The organism is Anaerobacillus sp. (assembly GCF_046314235.1).
Classification (GTDB): Bacteria; Bacillota; Bacilli; order Bacillales; family Anaerobacillaceae; genus Anaerobacillus.
The window spans coordinates 1-21166 of sequence record NZ_JBKBWN010000014.1; the positions used below are offsets into that span (position 1 = coordinate 1).

At 37.8% G+C, this 21166-nt stretch carries 20 protein-coding genes; 17 read left to right on the forward strand and 3 right to left on the reverse strand.

Annotation, left to right across the window (positions count from 1 at the left end):
* The first annotated feature begins 269 nt into the window (after window positions 1-269).
* The 6 genes from spoIID (at window position 270) to ACK4M9_RS17230 (ending at window position 6781) form a co-directional block, all read left to right on the forward strand.
* Window positions 270-1298 carry a stage II sporulation protein D gene (gene spoIID, locus ACK4M9_RS17205; protein WP_409853231.1) on the forward strand — a complete coding sequence of 343 codons (1029 nt, stop codon included), beginning with the start codon at window positions 270-272 and terminating at the stop codon, window positions 1296-1298.
* 318 nt (window positions 1299-1616) lie between these two features.
* A complete protein-coding gene (gene spoIIQ / locus ACK4M9_RS17210; protein ID WP_409853234.1) occupies window positions 1617-2435 on the forward strand; it encodes a stage II sporulation protein SpoIIQ in 819 nt (272 codons plus the stop codon).
* 233 nt (window positions 2436-2668) lie between these two features.
* Window positions 2669-2845, forward strand: a complete 177-nt coding sequence (locus tag ACK4M9_RS17215; RefSeq protein WP_409853237.1) for a hypothetical protein — start codon at window positions 2669-2671, stop codon at window positions 2843-2845.
* Window positions 2846-2919: 74 nt separating this feature from the next.
* Window positions 2920-3225, forward strand: coding sequence for a DUF4212 domain-containing protein (locus ACK4M9_RS17220; protein WP_409853240.1), 306 nt, complete (start codon window positions 2920-2922; stop codon window positions 3223-3225).
* 24 nt (window positions 3226-3249) lie between these two features.
* The gene (locus ACK4M9_RS17225; protein ID WP_409853242.1) at window positions 3250-4911 is read left to right on the forward strand and encodes a sodium:solute symporter family protein; all 1662 of its coding nucleotides are present in this window, start codon (window positions 3250-3252) and stop codon (window positions 4909-4911) included.
* Complete coding sequence (locus ACK4M9_RS17230; RefSeq protein ID WP_409853245.1) at window positions 4892-6781, forward strand: DUF294 nucleotidyltransferase-like domain-containing protein; 1890 nt, start codon at window positions 4892-4894, stop codon at window positions 6779-6781. The genes ACK4M9_RS17225 and ACK4M9_RS17230 overlap by 20 nt, the downstream gene beginning before the upstream one ends.
* A 40-nt stretch (window positions 6782-6821) precedes the next feature.
* On the opposite strand, the gene ACK4M9_RS17235 is transcribed toward ACK4M9_RS17230, so the two are convergent.
* Window positions 6822-8420 carry an ATP-binding protein gene (locus ACK4M9_RS17235; protein WP_409853247.1) on the reverse strand — a complete coding sequence of 533 codons (1599 nt, stop codon included), beginning with the start codon at window positions 8418-8420 and terminating at the stop codon, window positions 6822-6824.
* Window positions 8421-9067: 647 nt separating this feature from the next.
* Here ACK4M9_RS17235 and spoIIID point away from each other — a divergent pair.
* The 6 genes from spoIIID to fabZ all read left to right on the forward strand — a co-directional run bounded on the left by spoIIID (window position 9068) and on the right by fabZ (window position 13287).
* A complete protein-coding gene (spoIIID, locus tag ACK4M9_RS17240; RefSeq protein WP_409853251.1) occupies window positions 9068-9352 on the forward strand; it encodes a sporulation transcriptional regulator SpoIIID in 285 nt (94 codons plus the stop codon).
* Between the two features lie 111 nt (window positions 9353-9463).
* Window positions 9464-10468 carry a rod shape-determining protein gene (mreB, locus tag ACK4M9_RS17245; protein WP_409853254.1) on the forward strand — a complete coding sequence of 335 codons (1005 nt, stop codon included), beginning with the start codon at window positions 9464-9466 and terminating at the stop codon, window positions 10466-10468.
* A gap of 143 nt (window positions 10469-10611) precedes the next feature.
* On the forward strand, window positions 10612-11436 hold the full coding sequence (locus ACK4M9_RS17250) for a flagellar hook-basal body protein (RefSeq protein WP_409853257.1): 825 nt from the start codon (window positions 10612-10614) through the stop codon (window positions 11434-11436).
* Between the two features lie 66 nt (window positions 11437-11502).
* A complete protein-coding gene (locus ACK4M9_RS17255; protein ID WP_409853259.1) occupies window positions 11503-12339 on the forward strand; it encodes a flagellar hook-basal body protein in 837 nt (278 codons plus the stop codon).
* Window positions 12340-12403: 64 nt separating this feature from the next.
* A complete protein-coding gene (locus tag ACK4M9_RS17260; RefSeq protein ID WP_409853262.1) occupies window positions 12404-12679 on the forward strand; it encodes a DNA-directed RNA polymerase subunit beta in 276 nt (91 codons plus the stop codon).
* A gap of 176 nt (window positions 12680-12855) precedes the next feature.
* A complete protein-coding gene (gene fabZ, locus ACK4M9_RS17265; RefSeq protein ID WP_409853265.1) occupies window positions 12856-13287 on the forward strand; it encodes a 3-hydroxyacyl-ACP dehydratase FabZ in 432 nt (143 codons plus the stop codon).
* 108 nt (window positions 13288-13395) lie between these two features.
* Here fabZ and ACK4M9_RS17270 read toward each other — a convergent pair whose 3' ends face one another.
* Together ACK4M9_RS17270 and ACK4M9_RS17275 are read right to left on the reverse strand one after the other, a co-directional pair.
* Window positions 13396-14481, reverse strand: coding sequence for a glycosyltransferase family 4 protein (locus tag ACK4M9_RS17270; RefSeq protein WP_409853268.1), 1086 nt, complete (start codon window positions 14479-14481; stop codon window positions 13396-13398).
* Between the two features lie 409 nt (window positions 14482-14890).
* On the reverse strand, window positions 14891-15529 hold the full coding sequence (locus ACK4M9_RS17275; RefSeq protein WP_409853271.1) for a YigZ family protein: 639 nt from the start codon (window positions 15527-15529) through the stop codon (window positions 14891-14893).
* Between the two features lie 361 nt (window positions 15530-15890).
* Here ACK4M9_RS17275 and ACK4M9_RS17280 point away from each other — a divergent pair, with 361 nt between their 5' ends.
* The 5 genes from ACK4M9_RS17280 (at window position 15891) to ACK4M9_RS17300 (ending at window position 21121) form a co-directional block, all read left to right on the forward strand.
* The gene (locus ACK4M9_RS17280; protein WP_409853274.1) at window positions 15891-17018 is read left to right on the forward strand and encodes a sensor histidine kinase; all 1128 of its coding nucleotides are present in this window, start codon (window positions 15891-15893) and stop codon (window positions 17016-17018) included.
* A 24-nt stretch (window positions 17019-17042) separates the two neighbouring features.
* A complete protein-coding gene (locus tag ACK4M9_RS17285; RefSeq protein WP_409853276.1) occupies window positions 17043-17747 on the forward strand; it encodes a response regulator in 705 nt (234 codons plus the stop codon).
* Window positions 17748-17986: 239 nt separating this feature from the next.
* Window positions 17987-18832 carry a DegV family protein gene (locus tag ACK4M9_RS17290; protein ID WP_409853279.1) on the forward strand — a complete coding sequence of 282 codons (846 nt, stop codon included), beginning with the start codon at window positions 17987-17989 and terminating at the stop codon, window positions 18830-18832.
* A 261-nt stretch (window positions 18833-19093) separates the two neighbouring features.
* Window positions 19094-20419, forward strand: a complete 1326-nt coding sequence (locus ACK4M9_RS17295; RefSeq protein WP_409853282.1) for an ATP-dependent helicase ComFA — start codon at window positions 19094-19096, stop codon at window positions 20417-20419.
* Window positions 20420-21121, forward strand: coding sequence for a ComFC family protein (locus tag ACK4M9_RS17300; protein WP_409853284.1), 702 nt, complete (start codon window positions 20420-20422; stop codon window positions 21119-21121).
* The last annotated feature ends 45 nt before the right edge of the window (window positions 21122-21166 follow it).

The following is a 21166-nucleotide window of genomic DNA, read 5'->3' on the forward strand; positions in this document are numbered from 1 at the left end:
CAGGCACCTGTTATATAGGTGCCTGGCACCTAAAAAAGACAAAATGTGCCATAAAAGTCCATTGTACACGGACTTGAGAAAAGGGAATTAGCGCTTGCGCTAATTCCCTTTTTTGGTGGATTAGGTGCCTGGTACTAAAAAATAAGCACAAAAATAAAATTACAAACAAGGTCTAATCTCTAGTAAAAGAGCATACAATGCTAGAGACAATATATTAGAAGTATCGTCTACTAATCGAAGCATAATATCAAAGTATGGGGGCGTAGTACATGCGGCAAATCATTATTATTGGGGCAATCTTATGTAGCGTTATTCTTATTATACCGACAATGCTAGTTCTAGCATTTCAGGGAAATGAAACAGACAAGTCTATCAAATCAGTATCAGTTCAAACGTCAAACACTATTAACTCTACTAGCGAGGGAATGGACTTACCAGAAGATCTCACGGTCGCTGTTTTTAGGTCTAAAACACAAAAGATAGAGGAGTTTGACTTCGAGGACTATATCATTGGCGTAGTTGCTTCAGAGATGCCAGCTGAATTCTCCATAGAAGCTCTAAAAGCGCAGGCGTTAACAGCTAGAACCTATATTATTAAGCATATGTTAAATCCTAGTGAGATAAATATCCCTAAGGGTGCACAAGTAACCGATACGGTGCAGCACCAAGTGTTTCGAAGTGATGCTGATCTCAGAGAATTTTGGGGCAAAGACTATGATTGGGCTAAAGCAAAAGTGACAGAAGCAGTCCGTGCTACTCGCGGACAAATTATTACCTATGAGGGAAGTCCAATAACAGCTTCATTCTTTTCGACAAGTAACGGTTATACAGAAAACTCTGAAGATTATTGGCCAAACAAGTTTCCATACTTAAGAAGTGTTGAGAGTCCATGGGACAGTGAATCACCTAGATATAAAACAGAAAAAACTATTACATCACAAGAATTTTTTAATGCTTTAGGAGTAAAACTTCCTGGGGATGGAACGGTTGGAGAAATTACTTCAAGGACACAAGGAGGTAGAGTAGCTACAGTTGAGGTGAATGGTAAAACATTTACAGGTAGAGATATAAGAGAGAAGCTAGATTTAGATTCAAGTGATTTTCAATGGAAAAGGAATGGAAATAATGTCGTCATCCAAACAAAGGGTTGGGGACATGGAGTTGGAATGAGCCAATGGGGCGCGGAGGGAATGGCTAAAGAAGGGAAAAATTATCAAGAGATCATTAAATACTATTATAATGGAGTTCAAATCTCTTCGATTGATCCGTTTATTGCAAATGTAACAGCAAAAAAATAGCTAGAAATAGAATTTAGAAGTAACAGTGGAGCGGCTTTTAACGTAATCTCAACCACTTCTAAATTCTATTTTTTTATTTTTATAATCTTATGAATTTCATAATTCATATTTTCGCTATTAAGTTCTATATGTAGTTGCGTATAAACCATTCGCAACTACATATAGTTTTATTATAGCTTGATTAAGGTAATTATGAAATTCACCTAATCTATGAATAATTTCTCCAACTTTGTCGAAAAATAATTTATTAAAATTTTTTTCTAATTGAGTATATAATTCTAATAATTTGATCACACTGATTGCTGAGGTGATGATTAAATGAGAGAAGAAAACCAATCTTCTAAATTAGCAAAAATGAAGGCAAACCTTCAGAAACAAATGAAAAAACGTTGGGTATTACCTGCAGTTTATCTTGGTTTAGCAGCACTAGTATTAAGCACAGTGATTTGGCTTCAAGGTTCTGACGAAATTGTAAAAGACGATCCTAATCCAAATGTTAGCCAAGGTACAGAAACAGATTTAGGTCCAGATTTTGAAGAAGCTTTACCAGTAACGACAGTCAATGAAGTGTTTAAAAAGCCAGTTTTAAATGAAGAAGAAGTTAAGATTATTGGACACTATTTTGACTTTAATGCAACAGAAGAAGAACAGCAAGGTGCTCTCGTCCTTTACAATAATACTTACCGTCACAACAAAGGTATTGATTTCGCGATGGAGAGTGGGGAAACATTTGATGTTGTTGCCGCTTTAAGTGGTACTGTAGTAAAAGCAGAAAAAGATGCTCTGTTTGGTAACCAAGTCTATATTGAGCATGGGAACAACGTTATTACAGTTTACCAAAGCTTAGAAGGATTAAAAGTTGAAGAAGGTCAAACGGTTAAACAAGGTGAAGTTATCGGGCAAGCTGGTAGAAACCTTTATAACCAAGATGCAGGCATTCACGTACACTTTGAAATTCGTCATGATGGAGTTCCAGTAAATCCAAACGACTTCTTTAACCAACCAGTATCAGCTATTCCAACAGCTGATAAGGAAGAAGAAGAAGCTGTTGTAGAAGAGCCGCTTGAAGATGATGATCTTGAAGAAGACGGCGTTGATGGAAACGACGTTGAGGAAAATGAAGAAACACAAAGTTAATCTGAATTCAAAACAGCCTCCAGTTGTTGCAAATAGCAACTGGAGGCTGTTTTTTTACATCCCTCCTAATACGACAGTTTTCGCTGTCACATCCCATAAATTAAACAATTTTGTCGACAAAAAAATAGTGGGACAGTGTAATTTCTCACTTGTAATTGGAAATTAATTCTGTAATAATACAATTATTGTAAAAATTATGAATATTTAAAAAACATAGAGTTGGAGGGCATAAAATGTTTTATGTTTTTTTATTAATAGTTTTAGTAAGCGTTTTCACTACAGTGAAATATAAACGGCCAAGTTTACTAGGAATTCCTATTTTAGCACTAGTTCTATTTATTTTTATTCAAATTGCGATGGTTCCATTAGGCTTTTTTGAGACAGTAAAATTTATTTTCAGTCTTAGGTAGTATACGTCTATCATAGGAACTCTGTTCCTATGTGACGATAAATTAAACAAAAAGGAAGGGGGTAAAAAATTTCTATGAAAAAAATTGAAAAGGAAGTAGCGGATGCATATTTTCGTGTTAGAACAAGAAACATCATTATCTTTTTAACGATTGGTTTTGCTGCTTCATTTGGAATTGTTGCTTTTGCAGAGTTTTTTTCGCAATTTACATTGATCGGTGGGGTACCATTGCACTACTTCATGGGAGCTCAAGGGGCAGTCTTAATATTTATTTGCCTTCTGTTCACCAACGCTGTGTTAAGCGACAAGGTAGACCGAGATTTTGGCATTGATGAAGAAAGGAATGCATCTTTGAGTGCAGGGAAATCGTTAGACCATTAAATATAGAAATAGGGGGTGAAAAATATGGATGCACAAGGTTTAATGTCTATTTCAATTATTTTTGCAACTTTCGCCCTTTATATTGGGATCTCGATTTATTGTCGAGCGAAAGTGACGTCTGATTTTTACGTAGCGAGTCGTGGTGTTCCACCGTTTTGGAATGGGATGGCGATTGGTGGTGACTGGATGAGCGCTGCCTCATTCATAGGGATGGCTGGGACGGTAATGATCTTAGGCTATGATGGTCTTGCTTATATTATGGGTTGGACCGGTGGTTACCTATTCTTAACCTTTTTATTGGCTCCACAACTGCGGAAATATGGGAGATATACAGTTCCTGAGTTTATCGGAGATCGCTTTGGAACAAACACTGGTAGATTGATTGCTGCGATTGCGACAATTATTATCAGTTTTGTCTACATTATCGGTCAGCTATCAGGATCAGGAGTTGTAATAGGTAGAATTTTGCAAATTAATACGATGTATGGAACTATGATTGGTGTTGTTATCATCGCTATCTATGCAACGCTAGGTGGAATGAAGGGGATAACTTGGACGCAGGTCGCTCAATATATTATTCTCATTATCGCTTACTTAATTCCTGTGCTTTTTATGTCGCTACAAATAACAGGAAATCCACTGCCTTGGCTTTCTTACCATAATATCGTCAGCCAGCTTGGTGATATAGATAAGCAGCTTGGATTTACCGAATACTTTGCACCGTTTGCTAGTAGTAACAAAGCACAATTTTTAGGGTTAATGTTTTGTTTAATGGTTGGGACAGCAGCATTGCCACACGTTATCGTTCGTTTCTATACAGTTGCAACGATGAAGGCAGCACGCTGGAGCGGAGCTTGGGCCCTACTGTTTATCGGACTTTTATACTTATCAGCTCCTGCCTATGCGGCGTTTTCACGATTTATTTTAATGACGAAAGTAGCTGGTAGTCCAATTGACCAATTACCCGCTTGGACGACAAGCTGGGTTGATACAGGACGACTTAAGGTTGCCGACTTAAACGGAGATGGAATTCTTGATTGGAAAGAGATTGTCATTAGTAATGACATCGTAGTAATGGCAACACCTGAAATTGCCAACTTAGGTATGTTCGTCATCGGTCTTGTCGCAGCTGGTGCCATGGCTGCTGCTCTTTCTACCGCTGGTGGATTATTAATTACGATATCATCATCATTTGCTCATGATATTTACTATCGACTCATGCGCCCAGATGCAAGTGATGCAAAACGATTAAAAGCTGGACGCTTGGCAATTGTTCTTTCAACAGTTGTTGCTGGGATTGTTGCTCTTGATCCGCCTGGAGTAATTACGCAAATTGTTGCCTGGGCATTCTCGCTTGCAGCAGGAACGTTCTTCCCGGTACTACTCTTAGGTGTATGGTGGAAACGTGCCAATGCCCAAGGGGCGATCGCCGGAATGCTATCAGGACTTCTCGTGACGATTACGTATATTATATTAGCGAAGAATGGTATTACGATTTTCGGATTACTAGATACAGCTGCTGGAGTATTTGGTGTTCCAGTTAACTTGATCGTCATGTACACTGTCTCTAAATTAACCGCAGCACCACCACAACATCTTCAGGATGAGTGTATTGATCTAAGATACCCTGAACAGATGACTTACAAAGATGGTGAGGTTTGGTTAGATGACGCTTCAACAAGATAACCCATTTTTTGAAAAAATTAATCGACACCCCTTGTTTCAAGGGGTGTCATCTGAAGTTTTTTCGGAGTTAATGGAAAAGTGTACGTTACGAAGCTATAAAAAAGGGGATACGGTTCTATATAAAAAAACACCGCGTGAAGGTCTACTCATTATTTTACAAGGGATGGCAGAGGTACTAGTTAATTCTGATAACCTAGGAGAAGTGCTAGAAGTTCTCCAAACAAATGATATCATCGGTTTTTCTAGTCTTGCAGATTTTTTAGGAGAGCCACAAACCCATGTCTACCACTATACTGTAGAAGTAAAGGCCATTGAAGATACAACATGCTTACAAGTTCCATACTCAGTTGTAGAGGAACGCTGGCCTGATGAAAATGTGAGAGACTTTGTGTTAAGGCAGGTTTCAGTGAGGCTGCGTGATATATACGGCTCACTCGCTGAACAAGTTGAACTGGCTAGTAAGTGGGGCGAAAGTGATCCTTTCATACAGAGAATACGTGATATTATGCATTTCCCTGTCAATTCAATCTCGCTTAATGACACGATCCAAAACGTCGCTAAACAAATGCTTGAAAAGAAAACAACCTCTGTATTAGTCATGGATGGAGTTAAGCTTGTCGGAATTATTACCGAGAATGATATTGTTGCTAGAGTCGTAGCAAGTAATGTCCGGCTAAATAGACCCGCGTTCGAGATTATGACGACTGATCCATACAGTATAAGTCCGGATGCCTACTATTATGAAGCTCTTTCAACGCTTCTGATGAGTGGAATTAAGCATCTTCCAGTTGTCGAAGATAATGGTGAAGTTGTTGGTATTGTCACGTTGTCAGATTTAATGAGGAAAAAAGATCGCGGAAAATTAAATGTGATTCAAACTATAGAAGACTCAACTTCTGAGAATATTGGTGAAGTAAAAGATGCTATTTATAAAGTTTTAGAGACATTAATTCATGACGAGTTACCATCTATTTATATCTTAGAAGTAATTACAAAGCTTTACGATCGTCTTGTACGCCATTGTGTAGAGCTAGCTTTACAAGTCGTAGGAAAACCACCTGTTCCATTTTCGTGGTATCAAATGGGCAGTGGTGGACGTGGCGAACAGTTTCTTTTAACTGATCAAGATCACTTTTTAGTTTACGAAGATGGTGAAGATGTTACAGAGTATTTTCGTTTGCTCGGTGCTGAGATCGTCAGGCAGCTAACATTAGCGGGGTACGAGCATTGTAAAGGGAAAATGATGGCTAGTGAAGATGCATGGTGCGGATCGATAAGTACCTGGAGTGACAGGCTCCGGCGCTGGAGTGTGCGCTCGACAACAGAACATATTTTACTTGGGCAAAATTTCTTTTCGATGAGGTTTGTTTACGGAGATGCAAGTCTCCATAACCGTTTCCTTTCTGTTATTAAGGAACAAAACGCAAAGGCGCGCATTTTTATGTATCAAATGGCTAAAGTAGAAAAAGATTACCCAGTACCAACGCTCGACCATCCAATTCGTGCCTTATTTCGCTTGGAAAAAACGATCATTGATATAAAAAAAGATGTGTTGTTTCCGTTTCACCATTGTTTGCAAATACTAGCAATAAAAAACGGAATTTACGAGGGGACCCCCCTGCAGAAAATAGCCACCTTAACAAAATCAAATGTATTTACTAAAGACTTTGCAGATGGCTTGAAATTCGCTTATAGTGTTGCGATAAAAATTCGCGTTAGTCAGGGGTGGACACGGTTCAAACAAGGTAAAGAGAGCACATCAGTCGTGAAATTTACACATTTAAAATCTCGTGAAAAAGAAGAGTTAATTCAAGCGTTAAAGATCATCAAGTCATTGCAGAACCAAGTGCTGGCACTTTTTGCGATATGACACTGCCGTTTATGGCGGTGTCTATTTTTTCGGTCTCTTTTTATTTAGTGAAAGGTATATAAACAGTAAATGTAGATCCTTCTCCCAATTTTGAATCGACAATAATTCTACCATGATGACTTTTGATAATTCGCTCACATACGTATAGGCCTAAACCAACACCATCTTCTTTTGTGCTAAAAAATGGAGAAAATAGTTGCTCCTGTTGCTTGTTTGAAATTCCTTTTCCGGAATCTTTAATTTTTATAGAGATGCCCTCAGCATCCTCCAATGCCTCAACGTAGATTTCTCCGCCGCTAGGTGTAGCATCCATTGCATTTTGAATTAGATTAATTAAAACTTGTTTTATTTGATTAACATCAATACACAAATCGTGGGCTTTTGAAAGGAGGTTGAAAACTTTTATTTGAATATTTTTCAAAGCTACCTCACTTTTTAAAAAAAGGACGGTTTGTTCGATTAGTCCAAAGACATTTGTATTCTTTTTTGATGGGGCATCGGGTTTCGATGTAAGGACAAAATTTGTAACTAGCTGATTGACCCGTTGTAATTCCTCACCAATGATTGTTAAATACATTTTTGTTGTATCATCTGAATAGTATTTTTCTAACAAATGAACAAACCCCATAATAGGTGTCAGTGGGTTTCTAATTTCATGGGCTAAACCAGCACTAAGTCTACCAATTGTTGATAGCTTTTCATTTTCAATGATTTGTTGCTCTAGCACATACCTTTCTGTAATATCTCGAAATTGTCCAAAACAGCCTATGAGCTCTTCTTTTTGATCATAGATAGGAAGAACATCAATGATAAAATATTTTTTTTCATTGCCCACCTGATAACAGATTTCAACATTGACCGTTTTCTCGTTTTTTTCTAGCGCATTCATAAAGTATTGGCCGATTTTCTCAAGGTTAACAATTGAATTACCTATACAAAGTGGTTTGTTAATTTCAAATAATCTTTCGGCATTCTCGTTAATGGAAGTAATAATACCATCTTGATCAGTAATAATAATCCCGTTACAGGTTGTGTTGAGCATAATTTGATTTAATTCTTGGAGTTTTCTATTTTGGACATTTACCGTTATTTCACGCTCAATGGAATCGACGGCGGAAGATAGCAGTCCAAGATGAAAGGTACTACTGTCATCTATTTTCGTCATTAACGTTACTGTTCCAACCACAGGATTATACTTTTGATCAATACTTTGGAATAAGCAGCTTGTACAAGAAAAATCATAAAAACAATGATGATAATGGTGCTTACCGATCACCTGAATTGGATGTTTATGTTTTAAGCATAAGCTGACTGAATTTGTTCCTGCAGTTTCTTCCTCAAACTTAAGTCCAGGAATAACACTAAAGGTTTTTTTTAATTCGCTGTCGCCAAATATCTCAATAATGGTTCCTTCTTCATTTGTTAGGATAAAAAGAGTCTGAACGCCCTCCATGTATAACGATAATTTACTCATAAAGTGCTTGGTGACATTCAAAATTTCCTCATACCGTCTTTTTTCGCTCAATATTAGAGTTTCAGTAAGGGCTAAATTAAGTTTAGGAAATTCAGTAGGGTCCAAATTGTATTTATTTTTACAATTATATTTCGAATTAAGAATATATAATGGCTCGGTATTCATGACTATCCCCCTGGCTTTTTAAAAGACCTTAATTTTGGCCTACTAAAACCTATTTTAATATTTGTATTACTTTGATCACTTTAATTCATACAAGTTCGCCAACTAGTTTAGTGGTCAGTAACTAATTTCTCAAAATGATAAGAATATTGTATATTATAATCCAATTACTGAGAAGAATAATTCTACATATTTCCAAAAGGGTAACTAAAGGACCTAGTTTTATTTTATCAATGAATACTAGATTGATTACACCACTTGAATCTAGTATTAGGGGAATTATTCACCTAATACTACTCTATTAATCGTCCAGGTGGCGATTGTAACTCCTCATCAAGATAGATTAGGTCATATAATAGACAACGATCTAAATCGCGCACCTTTCCTCCCCACAAATCTTTGAGACCACATCAGACCCTCAAAAAATCAATCTGCATAAATTAAAAACCTTGTCTCATCACCTTTTATGCATATATACCCGTCTACCTTAATAAAATGTTACAAATCATCAGTTATTAAAGGAAGGATCTCGCGAAAACTGGACGGAGGCGTATTTTACATGAGAGTTCATCTTTACATAAGGGATGGGTTTTTATAATGGACTGCTTAAGTTCAGCTCGAGGGACCTCATGAATTGGGAGGCGAGAGGTGTGCACGATTACATCAAAGAACGAACAATCAAGATTGGCAGGTACATCGTCGAAACAAGGAAAACCGTCCGCACGATTGCAAAAGAGTTTGGGGTTTCCAAAAGCACTGTTCACAAAGATTTAACAGAACGATTGCCTGAAATTAATCAAGAGCTGGCAAATGAGGTAAAAGAAATTTTAGAGTACCATAAGTCAATACGCCATTTAAGGGGCGGAGAAGCTACAAAAGTTAAGTATCAGAAGACTGAACCAGTCCAAAGAAAGGTAGTAGAAACTCAACCTTAAACTCAAAAAAAAAAAAATATCCCTGCACTTACAAAATATGATAAAATATTACATTAGATATAAACTTTTAATAATAGATGAAACGGCTACCAAAAGCAGGGAGGAAAATTGATGTTTGGCAGGGACATTGGAATTGATTTAGGAACAGCAAATGTTCTCGTTCACGTAAAAGGAAGAGGTATTGTTTTAAACGAACCTTCAGTTGTCGCAATAGATACACAGACAAATAAAGTATTAGCAGTTGGAGATGAGGCATTCCGTATGGTTGGGCGTACGCCAGGAAATATTGTTGCCCTTCGTCCAATGAAAGATGGAGTAATTGCAAATTTCGACTTAACAGAATCAATGCTTAAACACTTCTTAGACAAGATTAACGTGAGAGGATTTTTTGCGAAACCTAGAATTTTAATTTGTTGTCCAACAAACATTACTTCTGTTGAACAAAAGGCGATTCGAGAAGCCGCAGAAAAAAGTGGCGGTAAAAACGTTTACTTAGAAGAAGAACCGAAAGTGGCAGCTATTGGTGCAGGAATGGATATTTACCAACCAAGCGGTAACATGGTCGTAGACATAGGCGGTGGGACAACAGATGTTGCTGTATTATCAATGGGCGATATTGTCACCGCCTCTTCAATCAAGGTTGCAGGGGACAGGTTTGATCATGAGATTTTAAACTACGTGAAAAAGAAGTATAAATTATTAATCGGAGAACGCACTGCTGAAATGATTAAAATTCAAGTGGCAACCGTTTTCCCAGGCAGCAGAAAAGAAGAAATTGACATTCGTGGACGTGATTTAGTTAGTGGACTTCCACGAACCATTACCGTATACTCAGATGAGATACAGAAAGCTCTTGAAGAGGCAATATCACATATTGTCCAAGCTTCAAAAAGTGTCTTAGAACAGACGCCACCAGAGCTTTCAGCAGACATTATTGATCGTGGTGCAATTCTAACAGGTGGTGGAGCATTACTGCATGGAATAGATCTACTACTAGCAGAGGAGTTAAAAGTTCCTGTGTTAATTGCTGAGGACCCAATGCATTGTGTGGCAAAAGGAACAGGTATTCTACTTGAAAACTTGGACAAGGTCTCAAGGCGTAAATATAAATACTAACAGGAAATATAGATTGGTAGTGATTGGTAACAAAGGGTGAAACCCCTAATCACATCACGTAAATTACTATATATTACAATTTAAACTAATAGGCAAACAAACCGATATATATAGAAGAACGTAATTACTAGGGGTGAAAAATAATGATCCGTGGATTTTATACGTCTGCTGCCGGAATGATCGCACAGCAAAGGCGCCAGGAAATGTTAACTAACAACTTAGCTAATGCTAATACACCAGGCTATAGAGCTGATGATGCTTCACTTCGTGCATTCCCAAACTTGCTTATTAAAGCAATGGGTGTCGACAATCGTCCTCTTGGAAAATCACATCACGTTGGTGAATTAAGTACAGGTGTTTATTTACAAGAACGTACATTAAACTTTCGTCAGGGAGACATCCATGAAACAGGGAATACCACAGACATTGCCCTCGTTCAAGGCTTAGTGCCAACAAATCAAGAGACTGGCAAACCTGGCGCATTATTTTTTACCGTTGAAAATCAAGCAGGTGAAACACGCTATACAAGGAATGGGAATTTCACAATTGATGGACAAGGCTTCTTAACGACAAGTGAAGGGTATTATGTCCTTAATAATAATGGTGCACGACTAAATGTAGGTAATGAGGATTTCCAAATGACGCGAGAGGGAGTTCTCGTTAACGAGGCTGGAGAAAATCTTGGGCAAATTAACGTGGCATTTGTTGCTGACCCTAATCAGCTCGTCAAAGAAGGAAATGGACTCCTTCGTTTTGAGGGTGGACAACCTGTCATCTCAGCTATAGGAAACGCAAATGTTGCTTATCAATTACACCAAGGCTTCATTGAGCGATCTAATGTTGATACAGCGCAAACAATGACAGATATGATGACAGCTTACCGTGCGTTTGAAGCGAACCAAAAAGTACTGCAGGCTTATGATCGAAGTATGGAAAAGGCTGCAAATGAAATAGGAAGACTTGGCTAATAGTAAATAGTTGTACATTTAGCAAAGGTGTAATAATCTACATTCACATTAAAAAGAGGTGCTCTCATGAATCAATCTATGATCACAGCGTCAGTGACAATGGGGCAATTGCAAAAAAAATTAGATACGATTTCTAATAATGTTGCAAATGTTAATACAAACGGCTTCAAACGTCGTGATGTTCAGTTTCAAGACTTGTTATTTCAACAATTAAACAATCAAACTGTAGCTAGTCAAGAAACAGGTCGAAATACACCGTTTGGTCTACGTGTTGGTTCAGGTGCTCGTGTCTCTCAAACAAATGTGAGAATGGAACAAGGGTCAATTATGCAAACTGGACGAGCCTTAGACTTGGCGTTATCGGAAAAAGGTGTGTTCTTTGAAGCTATGCCGACAGAACCAGGTGGAGAGCGTCGTTTTACTAGAGATGGTACCTTTTATTTAAGTCCCAATCCAAACAATGGTGAAGAATTATACCTTGTTACTGGTGATGGTGACTACGTAATGTCTTCTACAGGAACGCCAATGGTGATTCCAGCAAACTACGATTCGATTAGAGTAACTGAAGAAGGTAGAGTAGAAGTTACTTTAAAGGACAATACGCAACGTAATGTAGGCCAACTTCAATTAGTGAAGATTACGAAACCGCAACTACTTCAAAATAATGGAGATAATTTCTATACCTTTCCTAATCTACAAGAGTTAGGATTAAACTTTGGTGACGTTGTCGACAATGTTGTAAATCGTGGAGTACTAATTCAAGGTGCTTTAGAAGGTTCGAACGTTGATCTTGGTAAAGAAATGAGCGAACTAATTTTGGCTCAACGTGCATATCAATTTAATACAAGATCGATTTCGATTGCTGATCAAATGATGGGCTTAGTCAATAATATTAGAGGTTAGTTGGTTTTTTTAAAAATCAGCATTTAAAACTTTTTCTCACTCCAAAACTGAAAAGGTGTATCAAATGACGAATGAAAACGAAAAGCAAACTAATGAAGAAAACAATAGGCAAGAACTGAAGAAACAAAAAAAGGTGAAAACAAAGCGAAATAAACGTAAACGAATTCGGTTAATACCGATTTGGGTACGAATTATTTTAGTGACACTTATTTTTGCTGGAAGCCTTATAGCTGGTGCTATGTTTGGATATGGTGTAATAGGTGACGGTGAACCAAAGGATATCTTAGAAAAAGGCCCTTGGTTAAAAATTCATGATATTATCTATAAAGATACTGAATAAAAAGCTAGGAGACTTATAAGTTTCCTAGCTTTTTATTTATGGCTAAGTTCCAGTAAGCTCACTTTTGCTTAAATGAATGAAGTTTAGGGTAACAGTTCACTAACGTGGTGTAGACACGAGCTAAATATGATACAATGTAAATATAAGATCTGTTATTAATAGGAGGTACTAAAAGTATGTTAGATATTCAACAAATAAAAGAAATCATTCCACACCGTTATCCATTTTTGCTTGTTGACCGTATTGTTGAACTTGAGGAAGGAACACGAGCAGTTGGTATTAAAAACGTCACCGCTAATGAAGAATTTTTCAATGGTCATTTTCCTGATTATCCAGTAATGCCTGGTGTATTAATTATTGAGGCACTAGCGCAAGTAGGTGCTGTAGCCATGTTAATAAAAGAAGAGAACCGTGGACGGCTTGCATTCTTTGCTGGAATTGATGGTTGCCGTTTTAAAGGCCAAGTAAAACCAGGTGATCAACTACGCCTTGAAGTCGAAATTACACGCCTTAGAGGGACAATTGGCAAAGGAAAAGGCATTGCCTATGTAGACGGGAAAGTCGTCGCTGAAACTGAACTAATGTTTGCTTTAGGTGAGAAACAGTAAATACAGCAAGTTTGTCCCAGGACTTATAATGACGTTGACAATGGTTTTGAAAGCACCGAGTCAATAGTCCTATATGTCTTGGGTTATTTAAATTAATTAGAGAAGGCTTTAGTTGCTTTTCACCCCTTGTGTTACATCTAGAATGATCTTTCTCACTACTGTAATTAACGGTTTTCTCTCACCGATTAATCCGACAAATTCGGCTGTGAACTGTATTAATAATAACGAAATGACAATAATTGTATAGCATACCCAAAGAGTTGCAGTTGAAAATAAGATAGCTGCTACACCAAAGAAAGTGCTATATAAATAAATAATTAATACAGAAGAACGATGTCCAAATCCCATCGCTAGAAAGCGGTGGTGCAAATGTGACTTATCAGGAGCAGAAATTTTTTGTTTGTTTAATATACGGCGAATAATTGCAAAAAAAGTATCAAATATTGGTACAGCCAAAATGATAATTGGAATAACAAAGCTTAACAAAGTAACACTTTTTAGTAACCCCATCATTGAAATAATCGAGATGGAAAACCCTAAAAACATTGAACCTGTATCACCCATGAATATTTTTGCTGGGTAGAAATTAAAGATGAGAAATCCTAATGTACTACCAATGATGATAACTGACAAAGCGATGATAACCAATTGATTATTAAGAATGGCCATAATTAAGATCGAAGTTAGTGCAATAATCGAAACACCTGCAGCCAGACCGTCTAAGCCGTCAATTAAATTAATTGTATTTGTAATACTTACTATCCATAAGATTGTAAATATATAGCTAAAAACACCGAAATGAATTTCCCCATATAAGGGTAAAGTAATAAATTCAATTTTTAAGCCAGCAGTTACTACTAAGAGTGCTGCTAAAGTTTGCCCAGTTAGTTTATAGATGGGAGCTAAACTATAAGTGTCATCGACTATGCCAACGGTAATAATGATTAGTGCACCTATAAAAATAGATGGTAAATAAACAGAGTATGGTGTTAAATAAAAGTAACCAGATAAGGTACCAAATATAATCGAGAGTCCACCAAGTCTTGGTAATGCCTTCTTATGAACTTTTCTGGAATTTGGTTTATCTAAAGCGCCGATTTTTTTTGCGAACATTGAAATGATTGGTGTAGAAATAACGGCAACCAAAAAGGAAATAATAAGCGCAAAAAGATAAGTACTAACTAATTCATTCATGTTATTTACCTCACTATTTACTTTGATTGGGATTGGATGAATAGTACTTAGTGTTTATACTGTCCTAGGTGTCCAATTCATAAACAAAAAAATGAACTTTAGCAAGAAATAAAAAAATTATGAAGTTTACCTCCAACTTAGATGGTTAATGTCCCCGAACACTAAACCGGCATCACCTATAAAAGTCGCTGGCTTCCCTTTCTCTTCGCTGTAAAATTTTAGCGGATTTTAGAGGCTTGTTAAAGGGAAACCAGCGACATCATGTTGAAGGTAAGTCATTATTGATTAGCCATAAAAAGATGTTTTGCAGTTGCTCTAGGAACAATTTTTAAAAAACATAAAGAAGCAGTTCGTTTTTTAGAAAACCGAACTGCTTCTTTATATTGAGTGATGTTTACTAACTATTCGGCTATAATATAACATCGTAATACATGTATTCGGTCTCACCTTTGACTATATTTGCCTGCCCATTCGTCAAATCTGTCATCCAATTAATAAAAGTGTCTTCCTCGCCACTAGTCACATACGTCTGAACTTCTACCTGATCTAAATAATTTATTTCTTTTATGAGATAAGGGGAAGTCCGGAGTTCATTTTCTAACTTTCCAAGCCAAGTATATTCAACTTTAGTATGAAATATTTGCATTAGTCTTCGCTCAAAAATTCCTGTCGCATTAAGACCTTCACTAGTAGCACTTCCATATGCGCGAATTAATCCACCTGCACCGAGCTTAATTCCACCGAAATAGCGAGTCACGACGACAACGGTATCCTTTAGTCCACGTTTTTTTAATACTTCAAGCATTGGTACGCCAGCAGTTCCACTCGGTTCACCATCATCATTTGCTTTTTGGATATGGTCATTTTCGCCGATAAGATATGCTGAACAATTGTGATTTGCATCCCAGTGCTTTTTTTTAATTTTTTCAATAAAGGCTTGAGCATCTGCTTCAGATGATACACGATCTACATACGTAATGAAACGTGATTTTTGAATGACGAGCTCATGCTCTCCATACCCCTTAACAGTAAAGAATGTTGTCGCCAAAAAATACACCTCTTCCGTAATCTCACGGTACCAGCACTAAACGTAGGGTGCCAGGCACCGCTTTTAACGTAAGGTGCCTGGCACCCGTTTTGGTCTTTGCCTAAGTGTAACACATCACACTTAGGTAAAATCAACTATTTACCACTATTGAAATACATTAAACCTCTCGATATATGGTAGAATGAAAACAAGAGTTGTCAAAACAATGAAATAGTGTACAAACTGTATCTGACTAATAAATTTCATTTAGAAAAAATACCAAAAGCGAAAGTCAACTAGTAAAGTTTACCTATATAAATATTAGGTAATTAGTTTCTATTATCTAGAAGTATAGTTCTGTACATTAAAGTGAGGGACTAAAATGTCGAATAAAACAAAATTAGATGAGATTTTGGATAAAATGCTAGAAACTGTTAGTCAAAGTAAGGAACAAGTTTTTGATATAACGGAGCAATCACGAAATGAATATTCGCAACTTCAGGTTGAATTAGCTCAAGTCCAAATGAAAGTAGCTACAGTTATTGAAAATACAGATCGAATGGAACGACATGCGCGTTTTGCCCGTAACCGCTTAGCAGAGATTAGCAAAAATTTTGATAAGTATACAGATGAAGAAGTTCGTAACGCTTACGAAATGGCAAATGATTTCCAAGTGAAACTCGCATTATATCGGCAAGAGGAAAGTCAGCTAAGAGAACGACGTGACACCCTTGAACGCAGGCTCATTGGAATTCAAGAGACGATTAAAAAAGCAGAAACGTTAGTTGGGCAAATATCCGTTGTATTAAATTATCTAACAAGTGACCTTCAACAAGTGACCGAACTAATTAATGATGCAAAAGAAATGCAAGAGTTTGGTTTGAAAATTATTGAAGCTCAAGAAGAAGAAAGAAAGCGCGTTTCAAGGGAGATTCATGATGGACCGGCACAAATGATGGCAAATGTACTCCTTCGCTCAGAACTAGTTGAACGGATCTATCGTGAAAAAGGCATTGATGACGCCTTAAAGGAAATCCGCGACTTAAGAGTAATGGTCAAGAATTCATTGTCTGAAGTAAGAAGAATTATTTATGATCTGCGTCCGATGGCTTTAGATGACCTGGGGTTAATTCCGACATTAGCAAAATACCTAAAAAATTTCCAAGAGCATACCGGAATGACAATCGCATTCCGAAATATCGGGAAAGAAGAGCGACTCCCTGCCGCCCTTGAAATAGCTATTTTCCGTTTTGTGCAAGAAGCTGTTCAAAATTCCTATAAACATGCAAAACCAAAACAAGTCCAAGTTAAAATAGAAATAAAGGCTTTGAAGGTCGTTGTTGTCATAAAAGATGACGGTAAAGGTTTCGATCAAAGTGAAAAAAGAGAAGGTACCTTTGGCTTACTTGGTATGAAAGAGCGAGTAAATATGTTAAAAGGTGAGCTGGTTATCGACTCTAAAGTTAATAAAGGCACAATGATTATGCTAGCAATTCCTATACATAAGTAGAAATTAGAGGAGGGATTTATTTTTATGTTCAATCAAGAAGAAAAAATTATCAAGATTGTCATTATTGATGATCATCAGTTGTTTCGTGAAGGCGTTAAGAGAATTTTAGCGATGGAAAATAACTTTGATATCGTAGCTGAAGGTGATGACGGTGCATTAGCTATGAGCCTTGTTGAGGAACATCAACCTGATGTCATTTTAATGGATATTAACATGCCTAAAGTGAACGGGGTTGAAGCTACAAGGCAGCTTATCGAAAAATATCCTAATGTCAAAGTGTTAATCCTCTCTATTCATGATGATGAAACATATGTAACACATGTATTGAAGACAGGTGCTTCAGGATATTTATTAAAAGAAATGGATGCCGACTCTTTAATTGAAGCAGTAAGAGTCGTTGCCGATGGTGGTGCTTATATCCATCCTAAGGTAACTCATAACCTTATTAATGAATATCGCCGTTTAGCTACTGAAGCAACTTCCGACACCGAAATTGGTTACCGAGAAGTTGAATACTGTCGACCACTACATTTGTTAACTCGTCGTGAGTGCGAAGTTTTACAGCTAATGACAGATGGAAAAAGTAACCGTTCAATTGGAGAACTCCTATTTATTAGTGAAAAAACGGTTAAAAACCATGTAAGCAACATTTTGCAAAAAATGAATGTCAACGATCGCACCCAAGCAGTTGTGGAAGCGATAAAAAATGGTTGGGTCATGGTTCGCTAACTTGGAAGGATATTGTAACACGAAAAACTGCTAATTAAGCTGTTTATCTGACACGACTCTACTAACTCATCAATCTTTTATTGTTGTCGGATTTTGCTCTTATTTGTAAGGGAATAATGATGGACAGTTATTAAGGTTATTGGTACTATAAAAGTATATAATTAGGTTAAGTGTGAGCTTGTACAATTACTGTACAGGCTTTTTTGAAAACGAAAATACATTAAAGTGAGGATATAACTATGAGTAAGATAGCAATTGTTACAGACAGTACGGCTTATATTCCCAAGCAGATAAGAGATGAGTTAGGGATTACAATGGTTCCCCTCAATGTAATTTTTGGCAATGAAACTTACAAAGAGGAAACTGAAATTACAGCTCCCGATTTTTATGAAATGATGAAAAAAATTGAAAATTTGCCGACGACTTCTCAACCGGCGATCGGCTTATTTGCGGTCGAATTCGAGCGCTTAGCTAAAGACCACAACCAAGTAATCTCGATCCATCTTTCAAGCGAAATAAGTGGCACGTACCAATCAGCTGTAGCAGCCGGAAGCATGGTTGAAGGGATTGAAGTGATTCCCTTTGATTCTGAACTGAGCTGTATGCCACAAGGCTTTTTCGTTCTAGAAGCAGCAAAGCTTGCGAATGAAGGTAAGTCATCAGATGAAATCCTCGCTCGTTTGCAGGAAATGAAAGCTAATATGCGTGCTTACTTTATGGCCGATGATTTAAGTCACTTGCATCGTGGTGGTCGACTAAACGGTGCGCAATTATTAGTAGGAAGTCTCCTACAAATTAAGCCAATCCTTCATTTCGAGGCAGGAAAGATCGTTCCTTTTGAAAAAGTTCGAACAGCAAAAAAAGCTCTTAACCGTATTTACGGTCTTTTAGATGAAGATGCTAAGACTGGCGAACCTATTCATATTGTCGTAATCCACGGCAATTGCGAGGAAGAAGCTGAAAAAATTGCAGCGCATCTTAAAACGGAATATCCTCATGCGGACTTATCAATCAGCTACTTTGGACCAGTAATCGGAACTCATCTTGGTGAAGGTAGTATTGGCATAGGTTGGTATAAAGGCTAAAATTAGTAGGGTGTTGAGTTATGTGGGTAAGCGATAAATAATTTACTCGCCTAAACTCTTAACTCAACACCTATATCTTTAATTAAAAAAGAGGTGTATAAGTTTATGAAATTTGTATCTTATGACTCCGGTTCCTTTCGCTTTGTCGCCCCTGCTCATTTGCACCCCTCAAATTCACTACCTACAGCAATCAGCAAGTTACCAGACATCCAAACCCCTCCTATAAACGCCACCTATAACTACTCAACTTCTCTCCAAAAAGTGCTCAATGGTCGTATCCTTCTTCTTCAAGAAATACCTTTTCCGCTAGAAGACATCGATGAACATTATAAAAGTGGGTATGTTACTTATCATAAAGCGATTATCGAAAAAAATAACTCTTATTTTTGCAGGCGCTGTGGCAACGAAAAAAGACAATTGTTTGCCAAGCATGCTTGTGCAAGATGTGAAGATGAATGTTTGTATTGTCGTCACTGTATTACGATGGGGAAAGTTTCGCAATGCACACCATTACTAACATGGTCAGGGCCAACCATCGACTATGGAAAGAGAGTGCGAACTCTTAAGTGGCAAGGGACATTATCAGCTGGTCAAGAACATGCCTCAAGTAAAATTGTTGCGGCTGTCGGAACACCACGGAAAATCCTTATCTGGGCCGTTTGTGGTGCCGGAAAAACAGAAATATTATTTGAAGGAATAAATAAAGCGATCGAACATGGCCAAACAGTTTTGATTGCGACACCAAGGAGTGATGTTGTCCACGAACTAACCCCTCGAATTAAAGCAGTCTTCCCGAATGTATCCGTACTTTCTTTATATGGCGGTAGTGAAGACCGTGGCAAAGAGGGTCAACTTGTCATCGCGACGACGCATCAACTGCTCCGCTATGAAAACCATTTTGACTTTGTTGTGATTGATGAAGTCGACGCATTTCCCTTTTCCTATGACCCGATGTTAAAATATGCGGCCAATAAAGCAGCCAAGAAAGAAGCAACGACCATCTTCCTAACAGCAACCCCGGATAAAAAACTGCAAAAATCACCCGACCTCGAGATTGTTAAAATTCCCAGCCGTTTTCATGGCTACCCACTACCAGTACCTAAACCGACATGGGCCGGAAACTGGCGTAAGCTACTCAAAAAAAAGCAGGTGCCAGGCACCATTATCAATTGGCTCACTGAAAGAGTTGCCAAGCAGCAACAAACCTTCCTCTTTGTACCATCGGTTATCGTGCTCGACCAACTTGTACCAATCCTCCAACGAAAATTTGAACGACTTGATGGTGTTCATGCTGAAGATCCTAACCGTCGCGAGAAAGTGCAAAAATTTCGCAATAACGAAATTCAACTATTAGTAACAACGACAATTTTAGAGCGTGGTGTAACCGTTCCGAATGTAGCGGTAGCTGTTTACGGAGCTGATGATGATGTCTTTACTGAAAGTGCTCTCGTTCAAATTTCCGGTCGCGCCGGCAGAAGTGCGCAATTTCCATGTGGTGAAATCATCTTTTTTCATTATGGTCATACCGAAGCGATGCTTGATGCGATCGACCATATTAACTTGATGAATAAGCTGGGAGGTTTCTAAATGCACTGTCTCTGGTGTCACTCCACTTTTATTGAAAGTATTAGCTGGCAGTTTGTCTTTGGTAGATCAACTCCTATGCCGTTATGTGAGCAATGTAAACCTAGATTAGAAAAAATCAAAGGCGACATTTGTCAAAAATGTGGTCGTCCTTTTACTGACCTAGACCCTAAATACCGGGTTGGTGATCTTTGTAGTGATTGTCACAGCTGGGGTGAAGCTGCGTTAATAAAAAACCGTTCGCTTTACGTTTACAATGATTTTTTGCAAGAGGTCATCGCAAGGTGGAAATTTCGTGGTGATGCCGAACTGGTCAAATTATTCTGGCCAAGTCTTCAAAAGCTGCTTAGCGATTACGAGAAGATTGATGTTGTTGTGCCAATCCCGTTAAGTAGTCAGCGATTATACGAAAGAAGTTTTAACCAAGCCATAGCTTTAGCAGAGAGTATACCGTTTCCGATAATTGAAGCACTTCTCAAACCTGAAGATACAGTAAAGCAAAGCAAGAAAACGCGGAAACAGCGCTTAGAGAAAAAGTTAGAATTTCAATTGGCACCGAACTTACAAAACAAAATACAAGGTAAGACTATTTTGTTAGTCGATGATATCTATACGACAGGTGCAACGCTATATGCAGCAGCCGGTGTTCTGAGAGCTATCGGTGGAGCAGAGAAAGTTTTTGCGGTTACCGTAGCCAGAGGCTAAGTGTCTAACGATTTGCTGCTATCAGTCATCACCATTGCGTCCCCT